Source organism: Amycolatopsis kentuckyensis (genome assembly GCF_041679295.1).
GTDB lineage: Bacteria > Actinomycetota > Actinomycetes > Mycobacteriales > Pseudonocardiaceae > Amycolatopsis > Amycolatopsis kentuckyensis_A.
Window position 1 is genome coordinate 37,250 of sequence record NZ_JBGDMD010000005.1, and the last position, 21,120, is coordinate 58,369.

General features: G+C 73.0%; 20 protein-coding genes. 16 read left to right on the top strand and 4 right to left on the bottom strand.

The window, feature by feature from the left end; translation table 11 throughout:
* Positions 1 to 228: 228 nt before the first annotated feature.
* The 9 genes from ACERZO_RS21210 to ACERZO_RS21250 all read left to right on the top strand — a co-directional run bounded on the left by ACERZO_RS21210 (position 229) and on the right by ACERZO_RS21250 (position 12,544).
* On the top strand, positions 229 to 1,287 hold the full coding sequence (locus ACERZO_RS21210; protein WP_372666465.1) for a carboxymuconolactone decarboxylase family protein: 1,059 nt from the start codon (positions 229 to 231) through the stop codon (positions 1,285 to 1,287).
* Positions 1,288 to 1,480: 193 nt separating this feature from the next.
* Positions 1,481 to 2,278 carry a TIGR03084 family metal-binding protein gene (locus ACERZO_RS21215; protein WP_372666466.1) on the top strand — a complete coding sequence of 266 codons (798 nt, stop codon included), beginning with the start codon at positions 1,481 to 1,483 and terminating at the stop codon, positions 2,276 to 2,278.
* Positions 2,279 to 2,532: 254 nt separating this feature from the next.
* Entirely contained in the window at positions 2,533 to 8,361 is a 5,829-nt protein-coding gene (locus ACERZO_RS21220; RefSeq protein WP_372666467.1) for a type I polyketide synthase, read from the top strand.
* A 2-nt stretch (positions 8,362 to 8,363) separates the two neighbouring features.
* Positions 8,364 to 8,813, top strand: a complete 450-nt coding sequence (locus ACERZO_RS21225) for an acyl-CoA thioesterase (RefSeq protein ID WP_372666468.1) — start codon at positions 8,364 to 8,366, stop codon at positions 8,811 to 8,813.
* A gap of 2 nt (positions 8,814 to 8,815) precedes the next feature.
* The gene (locus ACERZO_RS21230; protein ID WP_372666469.1) at positions 8,816 to 9,379 is read left to right on the top strand and encodes a flavin reductase family protein; all 564 of its coding nucleotides are present in this window, start codon (positions 8,816 to 8,818) and stop codon (positions 9,377 to 9,379) included.
* Between the two features lie 13 nt (positions 9,380 to 9,392).
* Positions 9,393 to 10,454, top strand: a complete 1,062-nt coding sequence (locus tag ACERZO_RS21235; protein ID WP_372666470.1) for an NAD-dependent epimerase/dehydratase family protein — start codon at positions 9,393 to 9,395, stop codon at positions 10,452 to 10,454.
* On the top strand, positions 10,451 to 10,630 hold the full coding sequence (locus tag ACERZO_RS21240; protein WP_372666471.1) for a DUF6222 family protein: 180 nt from the start codon (positions 10,451 to 10,453) through the stop codon (positions 10,628 to 10,630). Before ACERZO_RS21235 ends, ACERZO_RS21240 begins: the two co-directional genes overlap by 4 nt.
* Positions 10,627 to 12,336 carry an acyl-CoA carboxylase subunit beta gene (locus tag ACERZO_RS21245; RefSeq protein WP_372666472.1) on the top strand — a complete coding sequence of 570 codons (1,710 nt, stop codon included), beginning with the start codon at positions 10,627 to 10,629 and terminating at the stop codon, positions 12,334 to 12,336. Before ACERZO_RS21240 ends, ACERZO_RS21245 begins: the two co-directional genes overlap by 4 nt.
* Before the next feature lie 13 nt (positions 12,337 to 12,349).
* Positions 12,350 to 12,544, top strand: a complete 195-nt coding sequence (locus tag ACERZO_RS21250; protein ID WP_372666473.1) for an acyl-CoA carboxylase subunit epsilon — start codon at positions 12,350 to 12,352, stop codon at positions 12,542 to 12,544.
* Between the two features lie 283 nt (positions 12,545 to 12,827).
* On the opposite strand, the gene ACERZO_RS21255 is transcribed toward ACERZO_RS21250, so the two are convergent.
* Positions 12,828 to 13,040, bottom strand: coding sequence for a hypothetical protein (locus ACERZO_RS21255; protein ID WP_372666474.1), 213 nt, complete (start codon positions 13,038 to 13,040; stop codon positions 12,828 to 12,830).
* A 135-nt stretch (positions 13,041 to 13,175) separates the two neighbouring features.
* On the opposite strand from ACERZO_RS21255, the gene ACERZO_RS21260 reads away from it, so the two are divergent.
* From ACERZO_RS21260 to ACERZO_RS21285, 6 genes are all read left to right on the top strand, one after another.
* Positions 13,176 to 13,310 carry a hypothetical protein gene (locus ACERZO_RS21260; RefSeq protein WP_372666475.1) on the top strand — a complete coding sequence of 45 codons (135 nt, stop codon included), beginning with the start codon at positions 13,176 to 13,178 and terminating at the stop codon, positions 13,308 to 13,310.
* Positions 13,311 to 13,439: 129 nt separating this feature from the next.
* Positions 13,440 to 13,790 carry a DUF6235 family protein gene (locus ACERZO_RS21265; protein WP_372666476.1) on the top strand — a complete coding sequence of 117 codons (351 nt, stop codon included), beginning with the start codon at positions 13,440 to 13,442 and terminating at the stop codon, positions 13,788 to 13,790.
* A gap of 265 nt (positions 13,791 to 14,055) precedes the next feature.
* Positions 14,056 to 14,532: a DUF6423 family protein gene (locus ACERZO_RS21270; RefSeq protein WP_372667198.1), complete on the top strand. Its 477-nt coding sequence runs from the start codon at positions 14,056 to 14,058 to the stop codon at positions 14,530 to 14,532.
* A gap of 19 nt (positions 14,533 to 14,551) precedes the next feature.
* Positions 14,552 to 15,880, top strand: coding sequence for an FAD-dependent oxidoreductase (locus ACERZO_RS21275; RefSeq protein WP_372666477.1), 1,329 nt, complete (start codon positions 14,552 to 14,554; stop codon positions 15,878 to 15,880).
* Positions 15,873 to 16,340 (top strand): DUF6187 family protein, encoded by a 468-nt coding sequence (locus ACERZO_RS21280; protein ID WP_372666478.1) that lies wholly within the window; start codon positions 15,873 to 15,875, stop codon positions 16,338 to 16,340. The genes ACERZO_RS21275 and ACERZO_RS21280 overlap by 8 nt, the downstream gene beginning before the upstream one ends.
* Positions 16,312 to 16,860 (top strand): carboxymuconolactone decarboxylase family protein, encoded by a 549-nt coding sequence (locus ACERZO_RS21285; RefSeq protein WP_372666479.1) that lies wholly within the window; start codon positions 16,312 to 16,314, stop codon positions 16,858 to 16,860. The genes ACERZO_RS21280 and ACERZO_RS21285 overlap by 29 nt, the downstream gene beginning before the upstream one ends.
* A 53-nt stretch (positions 16,861 to 16,913) precedes the next feature.
* On the opposite strand, the gene ACERZO_RS21290 is transcribed toward ACERZO_RS21285, so the two are convergent.
* The gene (locus ACERZO_RS21290; RefSeq protein WP_372666480.1) at positions 16,914 to 17,333 is read right to left on the bottom strand and encodes an SgcJ/EcaC family oxidoreductase; all 420 of its coding nucleotides are present in this window, start codon (positions 17,331 to 17,333) and stop codon (positions 16,914 to 16,916) included.
* Between the two features lie 259 nt (positions 17,334 to 17,592).
* Between ACERZO_RS21290 and aroF the strand changes: the two genes are divergently transcribed.
* Positions 17,593 to 18,627, top strand: a complete 1,035-nt coding sequence (gene aroF, locus ACERZO_RS21295) for a 3-deoxy-7-phosphoheptulonate synthase (protein WP_372666481.1) — start codon at positions 17,593 to 17,595, stop codon at positions 18,625 to 18,627.
* Positions 18,628 to 18,684: 57 nt separating this feature from the next.
* On the opposite strand, the gene ACERZO_RS21300 is transcribed toward aroF, so the two are convergent.
* Entirely contained in the window at positions 18,685 to 20,271 is a 1,587-nt protein-coding gene (locus ACERZO_RS21300) for an outer membrane protein assembly factor BamB family protein (RefSeq protein WP_372666482.1), read from the bottom strand.
* Between the two features lie 70 nt (positions 20,272 to 20,341).
* Positions 20,342 to 21,115, bottom strand: a complete 774-nt coding sequence (locus tag ACERZO_RS21305; protein ID WP_372666483.1) for an SDR family oxidoreductase — start codon at positions 21,113 to 21,115, stop codon at positions 20,342 to 20,344.
* Positions 21,116 to 21,120 lie beyond the last annotated feature (5 nt).

A 21,120-nucleotide genomic window follows, 5' to 3' on the forward strand; every position in this document is an offset into this window, starting at 1 on the left:
GGAGCCGGCGCGAGGCCCGGCGCCGCCGGTCGGGTTTGCCGGGGTTCTTGCGGTTGTGGCCGATCGCGGCGCGCCGGGCAGGCCTGACGTCACGTCGCCCGCGATGACGTGAACGACTCGTTCATGTCGCCAGATGACATGAACGAGTCGTTCATGTCCTTCGGCTGCGGCTTCGCCTCGCCTCCCGGAGCCCGGGAGCGCGAGTTCGCCCTTTCTCGAGGAGGAACGATGGCGCCCGGACTGGTGCGGTTCGCCCTGCGGCGGACGCTGCGGGACATCCAGCACGTCGAGGCCGTGCGGCCGCGGCGGGCGCGGGGGCTCGTGCGGGACGTCTACCGGCAGGTGGAACGGGACTTCGGGATGCTCGCCCCGCCGATCGCGCTGCACTCGCCCGCGCCCGACGTGCTCGCCGCCGCGTGGCTCGTGCTGCGGGAGTCGCTCGTCGCGGCCGGGACCGCGAGCCGGGCGGACAAGGAGGTCGTCGCGGCCGCCGTGTCGGCGGCGAACTCCTGTCCCTACTGCGTCGAGGTGCACGGCATGACACTCGGTTCGCTGGGCGAGCCGGCCGCCGCCGCGGCCATCGAAGCCGGTGACACGCAAGCCATCCAGGACCGGGACACGCGCGCGCTGGCCGCGTGGGCGCGGGGGGAGGGCCGGCTGCCGGCCGACGTTCCCGCCGGCACCGCCGCCGAGTTCACCGCCGTGGCCGTCGCGTTCCACTACCTCAACCGGATGGTGAGCGTGTTCCTCGGCCCGTCGCCGCTGCCGGAGGCCGTACCGCCGCAGGCGCGGGCGAAAGCCAAGGCGGTACTGGGATATCTGCTCAAGCCGGGTGCCGCGCCGCCGGCCGGGGAGGCACTCGGCCTGCTGCCGCCGGCCGCCATCGACGGCCCGGCCTGGGCGCCGCCCGGCGGTACCCTCGCCGACGCCTTCGCGCGCGCCACGGCGGCGATCGAAGCCGCCGGGGAACGCTCGGTGCCCTCCCGCGTGCGGGAGCTCGTCCGCCGGGAAGTCAAGGCGTGGGACGGGAAACCGCCCGGGCTCAGCCGCGCGTGGGCCGAGCCGGTGCTCGCCGAACTGCCCGAGCACGAACGCGCGGCGGGGCGCCTGGCGCTCTTCACCGCCAAGGCGGCGTACCAGGCCGACGCCGACGTCCGTCCGGAAAGGACGGACGATCGGGCCTTGGTGGAGCTGGTGTCGTGGGCGGCTCTCACCGCGGCCGTGGCGGCCGGTGAGCGGCTGCCGCACCGCCCGCGAAGAGAAGACTCCGCAGGTCGGCGCGGGTGATGATCGAAAGGTCAGATCGCCCGCCGGGGCGCGCAGCACCGGGACGCAACGAAACTCCGGTCCGTGACGCCGCCCCGGCCGGTCCCGGTCTGCCGGACGGCGGTCGCCGCGACGGTGGCTCCCCTTACCCCGCCACCCCCGCGGCGGCCGCCGTTCCCACGAGATGACGTCGCACCGGTGAGAGGACAGACAGGTGACTGACACCACGGGCGTGATCGCCGACCTGACCGCCGAGGCCGCCGAGGTGGACGCGCTCGTCGCCGGGCTGCCCGAGGCGGGGTGGGACACCCCGACCCCGGCGCCGGGCTGGGCGGTCAAGCACCAGATCGCGCACCTCGCGTTCATCTTCCGGATCGCCGGCCTTTCGGCCGCGCAGCCGGAGGCCTTCGTCCAGATGACCAAAGCAGTTGCGTCCATCGGCTTCGAGAAGGCCGTCGAAGGCGCGCTGCAGGAGTTCATCCACGACCCGGCCGAGGTGCTGCTCACCCGCTGGCGCGCCGAGCGCGACACGGGCATCAAGTCCCTCGCCGCCGTTCCCGGCGACCGGCTGGTGCCGTGGCTGGTGAACCCGCTGCCGCCGTACGTGCTGGCCTGCGCCGGGATGATGGAGCTGTTCGGCCACGGCCAGGACGTCGCCGACGCGCTCGGCGTCCGCCTCGAGCGCACCGACCGGATCAAGCACCTGGTCGGCTTCGCCGTGCGGGTCCGGGACTTCGGCTACGAGGCGCGGAACCTGACGCCGCCCGCGGAGGAGTTCCGCTACGAGCTCACCGCGCCCTCGGGCGCGCTCTGGACGTTCGGTCCCGCCGACGCGGCCCAGCGGGTGAGCGGCAGCGCCGAGGACTTCTGCCTGCTCGTCACCCGGCGGCGGCACCGCTACGACCTCGACATCCGGGCGAAGGGCACGCTGGCGGACCAGTGGCTCGACATCGCCCAGGCCTATCGCGGGCCGGCCGGCCAAGGCCGCCGGCCCGGGCAGTTCAACGCCTGACCAGTCCACAGTAGACAAGGAAAATCGTTGTCCCAGCGTGCTGACGTGCGGCCCGGGGGCAGGGAGAAAGAAGACGGTCCGCACCGCCCGGGAGATGCTGGACCCCGGCGGCCCGGCGGGCCGGGCGAAACCGGGCGGCGCCGCCGCCCGAGGACGGACAGACCGGCGGCGGGACCGCGTCCCGCGCCGGAGGACAGCGGGGACCTGACGGTTCCGGTGATACGGGGCTCGAGAGCCAGTGGGAGTGCGGTGGCATGAGCGTAGAGCGGATTTCGATCGTCGGTATCGGTCTCCGGTACCCCGACGCGAGTTCTCCGGAGGAGCTCTGGGAAAACGTGCTGGCCGGGCGCCGGGCGTTCCGCAGGCTGCCGGACGAACGGATGAACCGGGCGGACTACTACTCGCCCGACCCGAAGGCGCCGGACCGCTTCTACGCGCAGAAGGCGGCCGTGCTGCGGGACTACGAGTTCGACCGGGTCGCGCACAAGGTCGCCGGCAGCACGTTCCGGGCGACCGACACGACGCACTGGCTCGCGCTCGACGTCGCCGCCGCGGCCCTCGCGGACGCCGGCTTCGGCGAGGGTGAAGGCGCCCCGCGGCAGAACACCGGTGTCGTCATCGGCAACAGCCTCACCGGCGAGTTCTCCCGCGCGAACATCATGCGGCTGCGCTGGCCGTACGTGCGCCGCACGGTCGCGGCCGCGCTGAGCTCCCGCGGCTGGGAGGACGAGGAGACCGCGACCTTCCTGCGCGAGCTGGAGATCCAGTACAAGGAGCCGTTCCCCGAGATCAACGAGGACACCCTCGCCGGCGGCCTGGCGAACACCATCGCCGGCCGCGTGTGCAACCACTTCGACTTCGCCGGCGGCGGGTACACCGTCGACGGCGCCTGTTCGTCCTCGCTGCTGTCCGTGGTGACCGCGGCCAACGCGCTCGCCCAGGGCGACCTCGACCTCGCCATCGCCGGCGGCGTCGACCTCTCGATCGACCCGTTCGAGGTGATCGGCTTCGCGAAGACCGGCGCGCTCGCCAAGCGCGAGATGAAGGTCTACGACGCCGACTCCAACGGCTTCTGGCCGGGTGAGGGCTCCGGCATGCTCGTCCTGATGCGCGAGAGCGACGCGCTGGAGCAGGGCAAGCGGATCTACGCGTCGATCGGCGGCTGGGGCGTCTCCTCCGACGGCAAGGGCGGCATCACCCGGCCCGAGGCGGCCGGGCACCGGCTGGCCCTCAAGCGCGCTTACGACCGCGCCGGCTACGGCGTCGAGACCGTCTCCTACTTCGAGGGCCACGGCACCGGCACCGCGCTGGGCGACGCCACCGAGATCGAGGCGCTGTCCACCGCCCGCCGCGACGCCGACCCGCTGGCCAAGCAGGCCGCACTGTCGACCATCAAGGGCAACATCGGGCACACGAAGGCCGCGGCCGGGGTCGCCGGCCTGATCAAGGCGACGCTGGCGGTCTACCACCAGGTCATCCCGCCCGCCACCGGCCACTACGAGCCGCACGAGTCGCTGACCGGCACGTCGGCGCGGATGTACGTCCCGCGTGACGCGTCGCTCTGGCCCGAGGACCAGCCGGTCCGCGCCGGGGTCTCGGCGATGGGCTTCGGCGGCATCAACTCCCACGTCACGGTCACCGAGGCGCCGACCGCGGCCCGCCGCCGCGAGCTCGACGAGCGGGCCCGGACGCTGGTCGCCGGCCGGCAGGACGCCGAACTGCTGCTGTTCGACGCCGACGACGTCGCGACCCTGCGCGGCGACATCGCCGCGACGCTGGAGGTCGTGCCCAAGCTGTCGTTCGCCGAGCTGACCGACCTCGCCGGCGAGCTGGCCGGGAAGCTGGCCGGCCGCTCGGTGCGCGCCGCGGTCGTGGCGGCCAACCCCGAGCACGCCGAGCGCAAGCTGACGAAGCTGCTGGAGCAGCTGGAGTCCGGCGACTCGATCTTCGACTCGACCGACGGCATCTTCGCGAGCAGCCGCGGCTCCGCGCCGAAGATCGGCTACCTGTTCCCGGGCCAGGGCTCGGGACGCGGGGGCGACAGCGCGCTGCGCCGCCGGTTCACCGCGGCCGACGAGATCTTCCGCGCCGCGGGGCTGCCCGCCAGCGGCGACCAGGTCGCCACCGAGGTGGCCCAGCCGCGGATCGTCACCGGTTCGCTGGCCGCGCTGCGGGTGCTGCGTTCGTTCGGCATCGAGGCCTCGACCGCGACCGGGCACAGCCTCGGCGAGCTGACCGCCCTGCACTGGGGCGGCGCGCTCGACGAGCGCGGGCTGCTGGCGCTGGCGAAGGTCCGCGGCAAGGTGATGGCCACGACGACCGGCGACGGCACCGGCGCGATGGCCGGCATCGCCGCTTCGCCGGGCCGCGTCGAGGAGCTGGGCCTGGGCGACGACGTCGTCATCGCCGGCTACAACGCGCCCGAGCAGACCGTGATCTCCGGGCCGGCCGGGGCGATCGACAAGATCGTCGCCCGCGCCAAGGCCCAGGGCGTCGGCGCGACCCGCATCAAGGTCTCGCACGCCTTCCACTCGCCGGCCGTCGAGCCGGCCGCGAACGCCATGACCGAAAAGCTGGGCGAGTTCTCCTTCGCCCGGTTGGAGCGCCCGGTCGTCTCGACGGTCAGCGGTGACGTGCTGCACGCCGCCGAGAACCTGCCCGAGCTGCTGCGCGACCAGATCGTGCTGCCGGTCCGCTTCCGCGAAGCCGCCGCCAAGGTGGCCGAGCGCAGCGACCTGGTGGTCGAGGTCGGCCCCGGCCGGGTGCTGACCGGGCTCTTCGAGGAGATCGCGCCGGACACCCCGGTGCTCGCGATCGACACGGACAACGCGTCGCTGCAGGCCCTGCTCCGGATCGTCGGCGCGGCCTTCGCGCTCGGCGCCCCGATCACGACCGACGCGCTGTTCGAGGGCCGCGTCGTGCGCGCCCTGCCCGCCGACGGCGAGTTCAACTTCCTCGCCAGCCCCTGCGAGGCGGCGCCGTCGATCGACAGCGAGCTCGCCGCCGAACTGGCCGCGGAGAAGGCCCAGGCCGCCGAGGCCGACGCCGGCTCCGCCGAAGGCGACTCGGGCTCGACGCTGGACCTGCTGCGCAAGCTCGCCGCCGAGCGCGTCGAGCTGCCCCTGGAAGCCGTCACCGCCGACACCCACCCGCTCGACGACCTGCACCTGTCGTCGATCACGGTCGGGCAGCTGGTCAACGACGTCACCCGGGCACTGGGCCGGCCCGCTCTGGAGGGCATGCCGAACTTCGCGACCGTGTGCCTCGGTGAGCTCGCCGAGATGATCGACGAGCTGGCGCAGACGGCGAAGCCGACCGACACGCACGTCGGCGAGGCCCCGGGCGTCGGGCCGTGGGTCCGGCCGTTCGCGGTCGAGTACGTGCCCGCGCCGCGGCCCACCGCGGACCTGACGCCGGGCGCCGGCCGCGCCGAGTGGCAGGTCTTCTCGACGCCGCGGCACCCGCTGGCCGAACCGCTGAAGGCCGCGCTCGCCGCGTCCGGCGCCGGGGACGGCGTGCTGCTCTGCCTGCCGGCGGACTGCGACTCCAGCCACGTCGGGCTGTTCCTCGACGCCGGCCGCGCCGTCATGGCCGCCCCCAACGGCACGCGCTTCGTGGTCGTGCACCACGGCTACGGCGCCGCCGGCCTGGCCCGCACCCTGCGGCTCGAGGACCCTTCGGCGAAGACGACGATCATCGACTTCGCCGACCCGACCCCCTCGGGTGCGGACGAGCTCGCGTCCGCGGTGTCCACCGTGGTGGCCGAGGTCGCCGCGACCACGGACTTCACCGAAGCCCGCTACGGCGCCGACGGCGGCCGCACGGTGCCGCGGCTGTCCGCGCTGGCCGCGCCGAAGCCCGGCCCGATCCGCGACTCGCTGGACGCCACGGACGTCCTGCTCGTCACCGGTGGCGGCAAGGGCATCACCGCGGAGAGCGCGCTGGCGCTGGCCAAGGACTCCGGCGCCCGGCTGGCCCTGCTCGGCCGCTCGGACCCGGAGAACGACACCGAGCTCGCGGAGAACCTCGACCGCATGGAGGCGGCGGGCATCCGCTACCGCTACGAGCGCGCCGACGTCACCAGCGCCCCGCAGATCGCCGAGGCGGTCGCCCGGGTCCAGGCCGACCTCGGCCCGGTCACGGCGATCCTCCACGGCGCGGGCCGCAACGAGCCGGCCGCCCTCTTCTCCCTCACCGAGGACAGCTTCCGCAAGACGCTCGCCCCGAAGATCGGCGGCCTCAACGCGGTGCTCGCCGCGGTCGACCAGGACCGGATCAAGCTCCTGGTCACCTTCGGCAGCATCATCGGCCGGGCGGGCCTGCGCGGTGAAGCGCACTACGCCACGGCGAACGACTGGATGACCGAGCTGACCCTGCGCTTCGGCCAGGAACACCCGCAGGCGCGGGCGATCGCGCTGGAGTGGTCGGTCTGGTCGGGCACCGGCATGGGCGAGAAGCTCGGCGTGGTCAGCGCCCTGATGCGCGACGGCATCACGCCGATCCCGACCGAGGAGGGCATCACCATCCTCCGCCAGGTGCTGGCCGACCCGGCCGCGCCGCCGGTGCTGGTGGTCTGCGGCCGGACGTCGGGCCTGGCCACGCTGCCGATCCAGAAGCGCGAGCTGCCGCTCACCCGGTTCGTCGACCGCGCGGTCGTGCACTACCCGGGCGTCGAGCTGATCACCGAAGCCGACCTCTCCGACGGTGCCGACCCGTACCTGACCGACCACCTGCTCGACGGGCAGCTGCTGTTCCCGGCGGTGCTCGGCATGGAGGCCATGACGCAGGCCGCGGCGGCGACGCTGGACCGCACCGGCACGCCGGTGCTGTCGGACGTCGAGTTCCTCCGGCCGATCATCGTCTCACCGGGCGGGTCGACCACGGTCCGGCTGGCCACGCTGGCCCGCGACGCCGACACCGTCGACGTCGTGATCCGCAGTGACGAGACGGGCTTCAGCGCCGACCACTTCAAGGCGCGGCTGAGCTTCGCGCGGCCCGACCAGATCGGCGAGTGCGTCCCGCGTGACGTGGCGCTGCCACCGGTGCCGGTGGAGCCGATCAGCGAGCTGTACGGCTCGGTCCTGTTCCAGGGCAAGCGGTTCCAGCGGGTCCTCGGCTACCGGCGGGCGAGCGCCCGGCACGCCGTCGCCGAGATCTCGACGAACGCGGACCACTACTGGTTCGCCCCGTTCCTCCCGCAGGAGCGGCTGCTGGCCGACCCCGGCACCCGGGACGCGATGATGCACGCGATCCAGTGCTGCGTCCCCGACGCGACGCTGCTGCCGCAGGGCATCGAGAAGCTGTACCTGGCCGAGCCGGGCCGGCAGCACGACGAGTACGTCCTGCTGGACGCGAAGGAACGCCTCCAGGACGGCGACAGCTACGTCTACGACCTCGACGTGCGCAACCCGGACGGGACGCTGGTCGAGCGCTGGGAAGGCCTGAAGCTGCGCGCGGTCCGCAAGCGCGACGGCGCGGGACCGTGGGTCCCGTCGATGCTCGGGTCCTATGTGGAGCGTGCCTGCGAGCGGCTGCTCGGCGGGACGCGGTCGGTGGTGCTCGAGCCGGACCCGGCCGGCCGCCCGGCGGAGGGCATCGCCGAGCGGCGCGCGCAGACCGCGCTCGCCGCGGGCCGGGCGCTCGACAAGCCGGTCGAGGTCCGCTACCGCCCCGACGGCAAGCCGGAGTGCGACGGCGGCGTGCACGTCACCGCGTCGCACACCTCGGAGCTGACCCTCGTGGTCGCCGGCGCCGACCAGGTCGCCTGCGACATCGAGACGGCGATCGAACGCACCGAAGAGGACTGGGCCGGGCTGCTGGGCGAAGAGCTCCTGGCGCTGGGCCGGCTGCTGGCCGCGGACACCGGCGAACCGATCAGCGTGGCCAACACGCGGGTCTGGAGCGCGCTGGAGTGCGTCCGCAAGACCGGCTCGATGACCCAGGCCCTCACCGTGCGCCAGGTCGACGCCGACGGGTGGGCGCTGCTCGCCTCCGGCGGGGCCCGGATCGCCACCTGGTCGACCACCGTCAACGACCGGACCGACCCGATCGTCTTCGCCGTGCTCCACGCAGAGGGGAACTGAAGATGTCCGACTACTACGAGATCCGCCACACGGTCGGCTTCGAAGAGACCAACCTGGTGGGCAACGTCTACTACGTGAACTACGTGCGCTGGCAGGGCCGGTGCCGCGAGATGTTCCTGAAGGAGAAGGCGCCGGCGGTGCTCGAAGAGGTCCGCCACGACCTCAAGCTGTTCACCCTCAAGGTGGAGTGCGAGTTCTTCGCCGAGATCACCGCGTTCGACGAGCTGTCCATCCGGCTGCGGCTGGAGGAGCTCACCTCGACGCAGATCCAGTTCGCGTTCGACTACGTCCACCTGCGTGCCGAGGGCGAAGTGCTGGTGGCCCGGGGACGGCAGCGGATCGCCTGCATGCGCGGGCCCAACACGGCCACCGTGCCGTCCCGGGTGCCCGAGCAGCTGCGCGAGGCGCTGGTGCCCTACTGGACGGCCGCGGTCAACGGCAAGGGAGTCTGACTGTGGGCTACGAATCGGAGCCTCACGTGCTGAAGCGGCTGCCGAAGTCGCCGGCACGCCGCGGCCTCTCGGCGCAGCCGGGACTGCGGCAGGTGATGGCGCAGTTCGCCACCGGGGTCACGGTGCTGACGGCGGGCGGGGAGGACGCGCACGGCATGACCGCCAACGCGTTCTCGTCGGTGTCGCTGGAACCGCCGATGGTGCTGTGCTGCGTGTCGAAGGCGGCCCGGATGCACGCGGCGATCGTCACGGCCGGCTCGTTCGGGGTGAACATCCTGGCGGCGGACCAGCAGGACACGTCGAAGTACTTCGCCGACTGGCGCCGGCCCGACGGGATGGCCCAGTTCGAGGCCGTCGGCTACACGCCGGGCGGCAAGACCGGGGCCCCGCTGCTGAACGGGGCGCTGGCCTGGCTGGAGTGCGAGCTGGCCGAGGTGGTCGCGGGCGGTGACCACTCGATCTTCCTGGGCCGGGTGGTCGCGACCAGCCGCGGCACCGGCGAGCACGCGCTGGTCTTCTACGGCGGCGGCTACCACCACGTGGACGGGAAGGCCCGCGCGGCCTGAGGGAGGGAACGTCATGCTGATCGCGGTCACGGGCGGCACCGGCTTCCTGGGTGCCCACACGGTCGCGGCGCTGCTGCGGCGGGGGCACCGGGTCCGGCTGCTCGCCCGGGACCCGGTCGGCCTGGCCCGGCCGGGTGTCGAGGTCGTCGGCGGTGACGTCACCGACGTCGTGGCGGTCCGGCGGCTGGTGGCGGGGGCGGACGCGGTGCTGCACGCGGCCGGCGTCTACACGTTCGACAGCCGGCGTCGCGACGAGCTGTGGCGGGTGAACGTCCGGGGGACCGAGGTGGTGCTCGCCGCCGCGCGCCGGGCGGGGACCGCGCGGGTCGTCCACGTGTCGACGGTCGGGGCGCTGTACCCCACGACCGCGCCGTCGATCGGGGTCGCGAGCCCGGTCGGCGAGTCGCGGGAGCCCTACCTGGCGTCGAAGGCGGCGGCGGAGCGGATCGCGCGGCAGTACCGGTCGGTCGGCGCGCCGGTCGTCGTCACGTACCCGCCGGCGTTGCTCGGGCCGGAAGAACCGCGCCTGGGCGACCAGAACGCGCGGCTGCGCGCCGTCCTGCGCGGCCTGACGCCGATCTGGCCGGGCGGCGGGCTCCCGATCGGGGACGTCCGCGACTCGGCGGAGCTGCACGCGCGGATCCTGGACGGTTCGGTGTCCGGGCCCGCGTTCTTCGGGCCGGGGCACTACTTGACGACCCGCGAGTACCTGGCGGCCGCCCGCGAGGCGACCGGGCGCGCGTTGCCGGCGGCGGTCCTGCCGGCGCGGGCGTTGTACCCGGTGGGGCGCTTCGCCGACCGGCTGCAGCGCGTGTGGCCGTGGGCGCTGCCGGTGCAGTACGGCGCGATCCACGTCTGCGCGACGGCGGTGCCGGTCGCCGGGGACGTGCCCAGCGGCGGCGTCGCGGCGCGGCCGGTGCTCGAGACCGTGCGCGACACGGTGGCCTGGTTGCACGCCACCGGGCGGATCAGCGACCGGCAGGCGGGGCCGGCTTTGTCCACTGTGGACGTGAGACCCGCAGTTCCCACCGGTCCCGGACCCGGGGCCGTCCAGACCGAGGAGGTCCTGCCATGACCACCAGCGACGCCGGCCACGCGGACACCGGTGACCGGCAGCCCGCGGTGACCACCCCGCCGCCCGTCGAGGCGCTGGTCCGCCCGATGCCCCGGCTGGGCCGCGGCATCGTGTGGTCCGACATCGTCGCCGAGATCGAGCGGGACCACCTGGCCCGGATGAGGGATGCCGCGTGAGCGGAAGCCAGGAGTCCGGCGCGGCGCGGGCGGACGACGCGGAGGTGGTGCCGGTCCCCGACGGGGTCCGGCGCCGCCGCCTCGGCCGCCCGGCGCCGTCCGGGGACGCGCAGGTCATCGAGCTGGCCCGCGCCGCCGACCTGGCGCGGCCGGCGCCGCCCGACATGCCGCTGCTGCGCCGGCGCCGCGAGGAGCTGCGCGCGCACATCCACGAGGGCAAGCTCGACGCCGTCCGCCGCCAGCACTCGCTGGGCAAGCTGACCGCGCGCGAACGGCTCGCCCTGCTGCTCGACGACGACTCCTTCACCGAGATCGAGCCCTACCGGCGCCACCAGTCGACCGGGCCGGGCCTGGCGGGCAACCGCCCGCACACCGACGGCGTCGTCGCCGGCTCCGGCACCATCGACGGGCGCCGGGTGTTCGTCTACGCCCAGGACTTCACGCTGTTCGGCGGTTCGCTCGGCGAGGCGCACGCGGCGAAGATCCACAAGGTGCTCGACCTCGCGGTGGCCAACGGCGCCCCGGTGATCGGGCTCAACGACAGCGGTGGCGCCCGGATCCAGGAGGGTGTCCTCGCGCTCAACGGCTACGGCGGCATCTTCCGCCGGCAGGTCGAGGCGTCCGGGGTGATCCCGCAGATCAGCGTCATCCTCGGCCCGTGCGCGGGCGGCGCGGCGTACTCGCCGGCGCTGGCGGACTTCACGTTCATGGTGCGCGACACCGCGCGGATGTACCTGACCGGGCCGGACGTGGTCGAGGCCGTGAGCGGCCGGCGCGTCACGCACGAGGAGCTCGGCGGCGCGGACGTCCACGGCAGCGCGTCGGGTGTCGCGACGGTGGTGCACGACGACGAGGAGAGCTGCCTCGCCGACGTCCGGTACCTGGTGTCGCTGCTGCCGTCGAACTACCTGGACCCGCCCCCGGCGACGGTGCCGACGAACGCGACGGACGACTACCGGCCGCGCCTGGCCGAGCTGGTCCCGGTCGAGCCGAACCAGCCGTACGACATGCGCGACGTCTTCGCCGAGGTCGCCGACGACGGTGAGTTCTTCGAGCTGCACGAGGGCTGGGCGCGCAACGTCCTGTGCGCGCTGGCCCGCATCGACGGCCGCGTGGTGGGCCTGGTCGGCAACCAGCCGGTGGTGTTCGCCGGCGTGCTCGACGGGCCGGCGTCCCAGAAGGCGGCGCGGTTCGTGCGGTTCTGCGACGCGTTCGGCATCCCGCTGGTGAGCCTGGTGGACGTCCCGGGATTCCTGCCGGGGGTGGAGCAGGAGCGCGGCGGCATCATCCGCCAGGGGGCGCAGCTGCTGCACGCGTACTGCGAGGCGACGGTGCCCCGCATCCAGGTGATCCTGCGCAAGGCGTACGGCGGCGCGTACATCGTGATGGATTCGCGGTCGATCGGCTGTGACCTGTCGCTGGCGTGGCCGACGAACCAGATCGCGGTGATGGGCGCGGAGGGCGCGGTGAACGTGCTGTACCGCCGGGACCTGGCGGCTTCGGCGGACCCGGAGGCGCTGCGCGCAAAGCTGGTGGCGGAGTACACGGAGGAGTACCTGAACCCGCAGTACGCGGCGGAGCGCGGGCTGGTGGACGACATCATCGACCCGGCCGAGACGCGCGCGGCGGTCGCCAGGGGGTTGGCGATGCTGAAGGACAAGCGCAAGCCGGCGCCGGGCCGCAAGCACGGCAATCTGCCGATCTGAGGGGGTTCGGAGGATGTCCGCGATCCGCGTGGTGCAGGGCGCCCCGGACGACTGCGAGCTGGCGGCGTTGGTGGCGGTCCTTTCGCTCTCGGCGGTCCGCCGGCCGGAGGAGACGCCGCGGCCGTCGGTGTGGGGGGATCCGGCTTGGCGGGGCCGGGAGGTACGGGCTGCCGAGGGAGCTTGGCGGCTGTCGGGCCTGCCGCACTGACCCGCCTGCGCTTCCTGCGGGGCTCCTCGCGGCCGGACGCAGGTCGGTCGCCGATCCCGCGCCTGCCGCACTGGCCCGCCGGCCGCGCCCCGCGCCCCGCGCGGCCCCGCGGTGCAGGTCTGTCGGCAGCCGCGGGCGTCCGGCAGAAGCGCCCCAAGGCCACCTTGGTTGCGTCTGACGCACCCAAGGTGGCCTTGGTTGCGTCTGACGCACCGAAGGCCACCTTGGGGCGCTCGCCCCGGCCACGACCAACCTGCCGGGCCGAGCGAGCCCCGTGCCGCCCTCAGGCCGCCTCGCCCCGCAGCCGCCGCTCGGCAGCCCGCTCCCGGCCCGGCGAATGCGTCGTGTGCCCCGGGTGCACCGCGACATACCGCACCGCGCCGTCCGAAAACGCTTCCAGCTCCGTGCGCTCGCCCGGCCTGAACTCCGCTCCGCACACCGCGCACGTGCGCTGCCGGTCGGCCGCGCCGCCGAGGGGCTTCCGCTCTTCCGCCATGCCCTGCACCTCGCCATCGAGTCACTCCCAGTGCACCTCCCGGACCCCTATCCCGACCACTCAAAAGCTGCGCACGTCCGATCCTCGACCCCGGTGGCGCATGGTGGATCCACACCGAAAGCACGGAGGAACGCCATGACAGCAGCAGCGGTCCCGGCCGGCGACTGGACCCCGCCGCCCACCGAAGAACCCCGCGGGCTCCGGCTCGTCGACCCGCCCGAGACGCCCGAACCGACCGTGGAGGACCACATCGTGCTCGGCTACAACTGAGCGGCGGGAGCTCCGGCGCCGGACACGGACGGTGCCGGAGCGCACGCTCGGAGATGAGCACCCCGCCGCGCGACCGGGAGAATCGACAGTGTTCGGGCCGGAGTGTCACCGCAGCACGGTGGCCCATGCGTGACGGCGATCTGCGACGTTCGGTTGGGAGGCCGGCGGATGGCAATGCGCCTCCAGCTCACGGCGGGCCTCGAGGTCCTCGAAAGCTGGGCCGAGACGGCGTCGCAGGCGGAGCGGAACGTCGTCTACGAAGCCTTGTTCGCCGTCGGTGACGGCTCCGCTTTTCTCGTTTACGACATTTTCGGCGACCCCAGCGATCCCGGCAATTTCCTCGTCATGGTGAAACCGGGACTGGTCCTGAAAGTGATGGTGCAGCGCGCCGATTCCGCCTTCGAAATCCGCTACGTCGGCACGATCGAAGACGGCGTCGACGCCGCGGCCGCAGCTCAGGAGACGTCCAGCCCGGAGTGATTGCTCTTCGAAAGTGCTGAGCTGAACGGACCAATCCGCCCTCCGCACCCGGGTGCCGGTACCTCCGCTGATCGGCCGCCGATTATCGGCTTCCCGGACGTGCATTCCTCACCTTGACAGTGTCTCCGGCGATGTGAAAGCCTTTGCGTGTTCGCTGGTCAGGCCGCTATTTCTGGGGTGGGTAAACGTAGGAGGCTGCACCATGTCTTCACCGGAATTGCCAGGACTCGACGTTTCCAGCCGGGTGCGCGCCCGGGACGTCCAGATGACCGGGACCGCCGACGTCGGCCGCCGGGTGCTCATGATCACCGGCGCCATCGACACCACCGACCACGACGTCTCGGTGAGCGTCAACCTCCCCGAGCCGGGCCGCTGGCAGGTCATCAAGGCCGAAACCAACCTCACCGACCAGACGTGGGTCGCGATGCAGGCCGTCATGGACGAGGACTCCACGTTCCTCGACGACGAAATGCTGATGTCGCCGCAGTTCGCGAAGAGCTTCATGACGCCGGACGCGCGCCGTCTCACCTTCTACGACGGTGAGGTCCGCCCCGGCGAAACCGTCCTGAAGACCTACTCGATGGAGACCGGCGGCCGCAAGCCGACGTACTTCTACTCGCGCTACAGCCCCATCGCCACCGACAGCGCCGAGCAGTCCCAGCAGACGCTGGACGAGCTGGTCACCAACGGCATGAGCCAGCGGCCGGTGGTGGAGCTGATCGTCCCCGTCACGGTGCTCTGAGCCGGCGGCGGGCCGAGCAGTGATCTCGTTCGTACCGGAACCGCACCTGCTCGACTCGCCGCGTGGCCGCGCCTGGCCGCGTCCGCCCGCGCCACCGTCCCCGGCGCGGGGGGCGTCGCCCGCGCCGGCCGCGGACGTCGTGGTCGTCGGGGCCGGCCCGGCCGGCCTCGCGGTCGCCTCCGCCCTCTGGCACCACGGTGTGCCCGACGTCGTCGTCGTGGACCGCACCGGGCGGCCGTGCGGGCGGTTCTTCGGCCGGATCGACCTGCTGGGCCAGCGCGTGCTGCGCTCGCCCTACGAGCACCACCCCGGCGTCGAGGGCTTCCGCGACTGCGAGCTGCTCGACTTCGCGCGGCTGCACTGGAGCCGGCTGACGCCCGTCGAGCGCCGGGAGATCCGGATGTCGCAGTCCGGGCACCGGTCGGTCGTCCCGGTCGACGTCTTCGACGCCTACTGCGCCCACCTGGTCACCACCCACCACGTCGGCGAGAAGACCTGGCAGGCGACCGTGCGCGAGGTCGTGCCCACCCCCGAAGCCGTCACCGTGCACACCGACCGCTTCTCCGTCGCCGCCCGCCACGTCGTGCTGTGCCCCGGCGAGGAACGCCGGCCCGCGCCGGAAACCTGGTGGGGCGGCGGCCACCCGCCGCGCGGAGTGTCCTTTTGGGACGAATCGGTGCCGGCGGGCGCGCGCTGCCAGGTGGTCGTCGGCGCCGGCCTCACCGCGGCCCACCTGATCGCCGGCGCGCTCGAGGCCGGGCGCGAGGTGCACTGGGTGGTCCGCGAGACCGGCGAGCGCTACCAGTGCGCGGACGTCAACTCCACCTTCTTCCGGCCGGAGGGCCGCAAGCGCTTCGACGGCGTCGGCTGGACCGAGCGGCTCGAGCTGATGGGCCGGTTCCGGCGCGCGTCGATCATGTTCGAGTTCCGGCCGCTGCTCGAGCGCGCCGAAGCCGAAGGCCGGCTGGTCGTGCACCGCGGCGAAGCGGTCAAGGAGATCGCGCCGGCGGTCGGCGGGAGCGTGGTGCTGCGGCTGGAGAGCGGCCGGCGGGTCGCGGGCGACCACGTCGTGCTGGCGCTGGGCACGACGCCGTCGATCGGCACCGGCCTGCTGCCCGACGAGGTCGTCGACGCCCGCGACGGCTGGCCGTCCCTGGACGAGCGCACGCTGTCCTACCGCCGCGAGCCGCGCGTGTCGGTGGTCGGGGCCGCCGCCGGGATGGTGCTCGGCCCGGCCGCCCGCAACATCGACGGCCACCGCGTCGCCACCACCCGGGTCGCCGCGGCGATCGCCGCACAGCTGCGCAGCGGCGCGGCCGCGCCCGCCGAGGCGGTCGTCGGTGTCTGAGCCTCACGACTCGCGGTTCTCCCTGCCCGACATCGACGCCCCCGGCGCGACCGAGGCCGGGGTCATCCTGCTGGGCCTGGACGCCGACCGGCTGCTCGCCGGCCTCGCGCTCGCCCGGCTCGCCGACGACCCGGCCCTGGTCACGCAGGTGGTCGACCAGGCCCGGCACGGCACGGCCGCGTTCGGCCTCGGCGGCCTGCTGGAGTCCGGCCGTGAGCACTGGCTGGACCTGCGGGACCGGCTCGGCGACCCGCCGTCGACGTCGTCGCCGGGTTCGCTGCGGCGGGAGTGGGAGCGCCGCCTGGACCTCGTCGCGGCGGCGGTGCCCGGCGCCGGCGCGGGCACGATCGCGTACCTGACCGCGTGCGCGCTGCGCGGCACCGAGGTCGACCAGCTCGCCGCCGGGCTGGCGGACGGAAAGGAACCCTTCGATGTCGTACCTGAAGTCCCTGCCGGCTGAGACGACGCTGCTGCAGGTCTTCCGGGCCTACCCGGGGCCCGCCAAGCACCTGCTGGCCTTCCACGAGGAGCTGCTGCGCGGCGAGTCCCCGTTCACCGCGGGTGAGCGCGAGATGATCGCGGCGTACGTGTCCGGGGTCAACGCCTGCGACTACTGCCACGGCATCCACACCGTGACGGCGGAGGCGTTCGGCGTCCCCGAGGGCGTGCTCGCCGCGGCGGTCGCGGACCTGGGTTCGGCGCCGGTGGAAGAGAAGCTCAAGCCGGTGCTGGCCTACGTCGGCAAGCTCACGCGGACGCCGTCGCGGATGACCGAGGCCGACGCCGAAGCCGTGTTCGCGGCGGGCTGGGACGAGCGCGCGCTGCACGACGCCGTCCTGGTCTGCGCGCTGTTCAACTTCATGAACCGGATGGTCGAGGGGCTCGGCATCCAGGCGGACGCGGCGTACGCGGTCGAATCGGGGGAGCGCCTCAAGGAAGGCGGCTACGCGGGCCTGGCGGGCTTGCTCGCCGACGCCTGACCCGGACACGCCGAAGGCCACCGGGACCGTCTCCCGGTGGCCTCCGTCGCGGTTCAGAGCTCGATCGGGGTGTTCTGGTAGGCGGCGATGAGCCATTCGCCGTCCTGCTTGGCCAGGACCCAGATGGCGCGCACCTGGCGGGCCGGGCTGACCTCGGTCTCGCCCGGCGCGAGGACGCCGCCGACGGTGATGACGACCGCCGCCTCCTCGCCCAGGAACTTGAGGTCGACGGGCTCGCCGAAGACGCGGGTGCCCTTGTACGGGCCGGCGTACCCGGCGCCCATGAACGCCTTGATGCCGTCACGGCCCTTGACGAAGACGCCGCCGGGGAGGGCCATGGTGCCGTCCTCGGTGAAGGCCTTGGCGAAGGCCTCGGCGTCGTTTTCCGCCCACGCCGCGACGATCCGCTGCGGGACGGCGGCGACGGCGGCCTGTTCGGTGGCCACGGTGGACGTGCCATTGCTGGTGGACATACCGGGATTCCCTCTCCCTCGGTGGGCGCGAGTAGTTCGAGACTAGGTGTCCCAGGACCGCGCGGACTACCTGCCGGTTGCGGGAAACCGTTGTCCGGCAACGGTTCCGGGCAAGAGGGCACGCGAGCGGGTGCGCAACCGTGGAGACGTGGGTATGCGCGGCGCAGGCGGATCATGAACCGACCGGGACCACGACCGGCGCCCGCCGGCCGAGCACGGCCCGGAACGCTGAAGGGGTTGTCGACTCATGGTGATCGTCATGGCCACGCACGCCACGGCCGAGGACGTCGAGGCGGTCGTGGAGCGGGTGGAAGGGGCAGGCGGGGAGGCCTTCGTCAGCCGCGGGGTGAGCCGGGTGATCATCGGCCTGGTCGGCGACGTCGACCGGTTCGAGACACTCAACCTCGGCGGCCTGCCCGGCGTGCAGAGCGTCACGCGGATCTCCGCCAAGTACAAGCTGGTCAGCCGGGAGCACCACGCCGAACGGTCCACTGTGTACGTCGGCGGGGTGCCGATCGGCCCGGACACGGTCACGCTGATCGCGGGTCCGTGCGCGGTGGAGACGCCGGAGCAGACCCTGGAAGCGGCGCGGATGGCCCAGTCCGCCGGCGCGGTCCTCCTGCGTGGCGGCGCGTACAAGCCGCGCACGTCGCCGTACGCCTTCCAGGGCCTGGGCGAACTGGGCCTGAAGATCCTGGCCGACGTCCGCGCCGAGACGGGCCTGCCGGTGGTCACCGAGGTGGTCGCCGCGCACGACGTCGAGATGGTCGCGCGGTACGCCGACATGCTGCAGATCGGCACCCGGAACATGTCGAACTTCGGGCTGCTGCAGGCGGCCGGCGAGGCGGGCAAGCCGGTGCTGCTCAAGCGCGGCATGAACGCGACGATCGAGGAGTGGCTGATGGCGGCGGAGTACATCGCCCAGCGCGGCAACCTCGACATCGTGCTGTGCGAGCGCGGCATCCGCACGTTCGAGACGGCGACGCGCAACACGCTCGACATCTCGGCGGTCCCGGTGGTCCAGCGGCTGTCGCACCTGCCGGTGATGATCGACCCGTCCCACTCGGGTGGCCGTCGTGACCTGGTGCTCCCGCTGTCGCGCGCGGCGATCGCGGTCGGGGCGGACGGCGTGCTGGTGGACGTGCACCCGAAGCCGGAAGAGGCGCTGTGCGACGGCCCGCAGGCGCTGATGACCGAGGACCTGCAGCGGCTGTCGGCGGAGCTGGACGACCTGACCGCGGTCGTCGGGCGCCGGCTGTCGACGTGGTGGAACCGCCGCCTGCTGGCCGGCTGAGCGGCGAACGGAAACGGCCCCCGGTGCGCGCACCGGGGGCCGTTCCTCGTCGGGGGATCAGGGGAGCGAGTACGCGATCACTTCCGGCACCGGGTTCGCCATGAAGCCCGGCGCGGCCGCCGTCACGATCACCGTGTTGCCGTCGATCGCCGGGAACGAGTTGATGCCCGCGCCCGTCTTCGTCGTCCACAGCTGCTTGCCGGTGCGGACGTCGAACGCGTACACCGTGCCGTCGAACGTGCTCGTGAACACCACGTCGTTGGTCACCGTCGCCGCGCCGAACGCCATCTGCGGCAGCGGCTGGGTCCACTTGACCCGGCCGGTCGCGACGTCGACCGCCAGCAGGCCGCCCTTGCCCGAAGCCAGGTCCGGCCACGCCTGCAGCGGCTCGATCGCGCTCAGGTGCGTCGCCAAGTCGACCCAGGGGACGAACAGCGTGCCGTCGGACACCGCCATCGGCGTCTCCACCCCGCCGAACGTGCCGGGGTAGACCTCGGTGACCTCGACCGGCAGCGGACCGGTGTCGTTGAGGTGCTTGCCGACCGGCAGCGACCACAGCGGCTTGCCGTCCGACGCCCGGTAAGCGTGCACCGAACCCATCTTGCCCGCGGCGATGACCACCTCGGTCAGCTTGCCCTGCAGCCGCACCTTCGTGATCACCGGCGAGTCCTGCAGGTCGTAGTCGCGCACGTCGTGCGGCAGGACCTGCTGGTACCACAGGAGCTTCCCGGTGTGGGCGTCCAAAGTGACCAGTGAGTTGGTGTACAGGTTCGGGCCCGGCCGGCTGCTGCCGTTGGGGTACTCGGGCGTGCCCGGGTACGGCGCCGGGTTGCCGACGGTCAGGAAGATCCGGCCCTCGTCGTCGATCGCGGGCGGGTACCAGAGGCCGCCGCCGCTGTTGATCTCCGGGTGGCCCCAGAGGTCGCCGTCCTTGACCGTGTTGAACTCCCACTGCACCGCGCCGGTGCGGACGTTCAGCGCGTACACGATGCCCATCGAGCCGGGCACGTACTCGGTCCAGGTCGACGGCGCCGTGCTGACCACGACCGTGTCGCCGTAGACCTGCGGGGCGACGTCGACGCCGCCTTTGCCGGCCTCGATCAGCTCGCGCGTCCAGACCGTCTTGCCGGTGCGGGCGTCGAGGGCGAAGACGCCGGTGAACGTCGTCGCGACGATCAGGCCCTTGCCGTAGGCGACGCCGTTGGGGCCGACGTTCGGGTCGTTGAACGCCCGCTTCCACAGCTCGCGCCCGGTCTTCGAGTCCAGCGCGTAGACGTTGGAGTTGAGGTCGGCGAAGTAGGTCACCCCGTCGACGACGATCGGGTTGCTCGCCATCAGCCCGGCGAAGGTCGGCGTGCCCGAAAGCGGGTAGCGCCACTTGACCTTCAGGTCGCCCACGTTGCGCGAGTTGATCGCGGTGCGCGTAGTCGCCCGGGTGTTGGCCAGGTCGTAGTTGTGCCCCAGCCACGGCTGGCTCGGCCGGCCTCCCCAGGCGGCCAGGCTTTCCGAGGAGAGCCGGTCCGCGGCCGCCGTCGGCTCGGTGCCGGCGATCCCGGACACCACCGCGAGCGCGACGAGGGCGAGCCCGGTGCGCAGGCGTCTGCGCCGGATCTTGCGGACCGGCCGGATGTCGGTGTCGGACACCGTTGCCTCCTTACGTCCGCGCCCGGCCGCTTTCGGCGGACCGGGCGCGGTTCGTGCGTTGTTCGGGAACTCAGTGGTGGAACTCGCCGCCGTTGACGTCGAGGTTCTGGCCGGTGATGGCGCTCGCGAGGTCGGACAGCAGGAACAGCACGGCGTTCGCGACCTCGTCGGGCAGCGCGAGCCGGCGCAGGTCGAGGTTGGCGGCGACCTCGTCGTAGACCTGCTGCGCGGGGACCCCGCGCTGCTCGGCCAGGTACGCGAAGCCGCCCTTCAGCGCGTCCGCCCAGATGTAGCCGGGCGTGACGGTGTTGACCCGGACACCCTGCGGGCCCAGCTCGGAGGACAGGCTCTGCGCCAGGGAAACCAGCGCGGCCTTGGCCATCTTGTAGACGCCGAACGGCGGCTTCGAGTGCCGGATGACGACCGAGCTGATCATCACGATGGCGCCCTTGTTCTCCGCCAGCGACGGCGCGAACAGCCGGCTCAGCCGCAGCGCCGCGAAGACGTTGGTCTCGAAGCCGGGCCGGATGTCGGCGACGTCTACGCTGGTCAGCGGCGTCATCGGCGGCACCGCGAACGCGTTGTTGACCAGCGCGTCGACCCGGCCGAACGTCTCGAGCGCGGTGTCGGCCAGGTGCTGCGCCGAGGCTTCGTCGGTGATGTCGGTCGGCACGACGAGCGCCTTGCGGCCCAGGCCTTCGACCTCGCGGGCGACCTCGGCGAGCCGCTCTTCGTTGCGCGCGGCCAGGACGACGTCCGCGCCGTTGGCCGCGCTGCGGACCGCGAGCGACCGGCCGAGACCGGGACCCACGCCGGACACGACGACGACTTTGTTCTCCAGCACCTGGG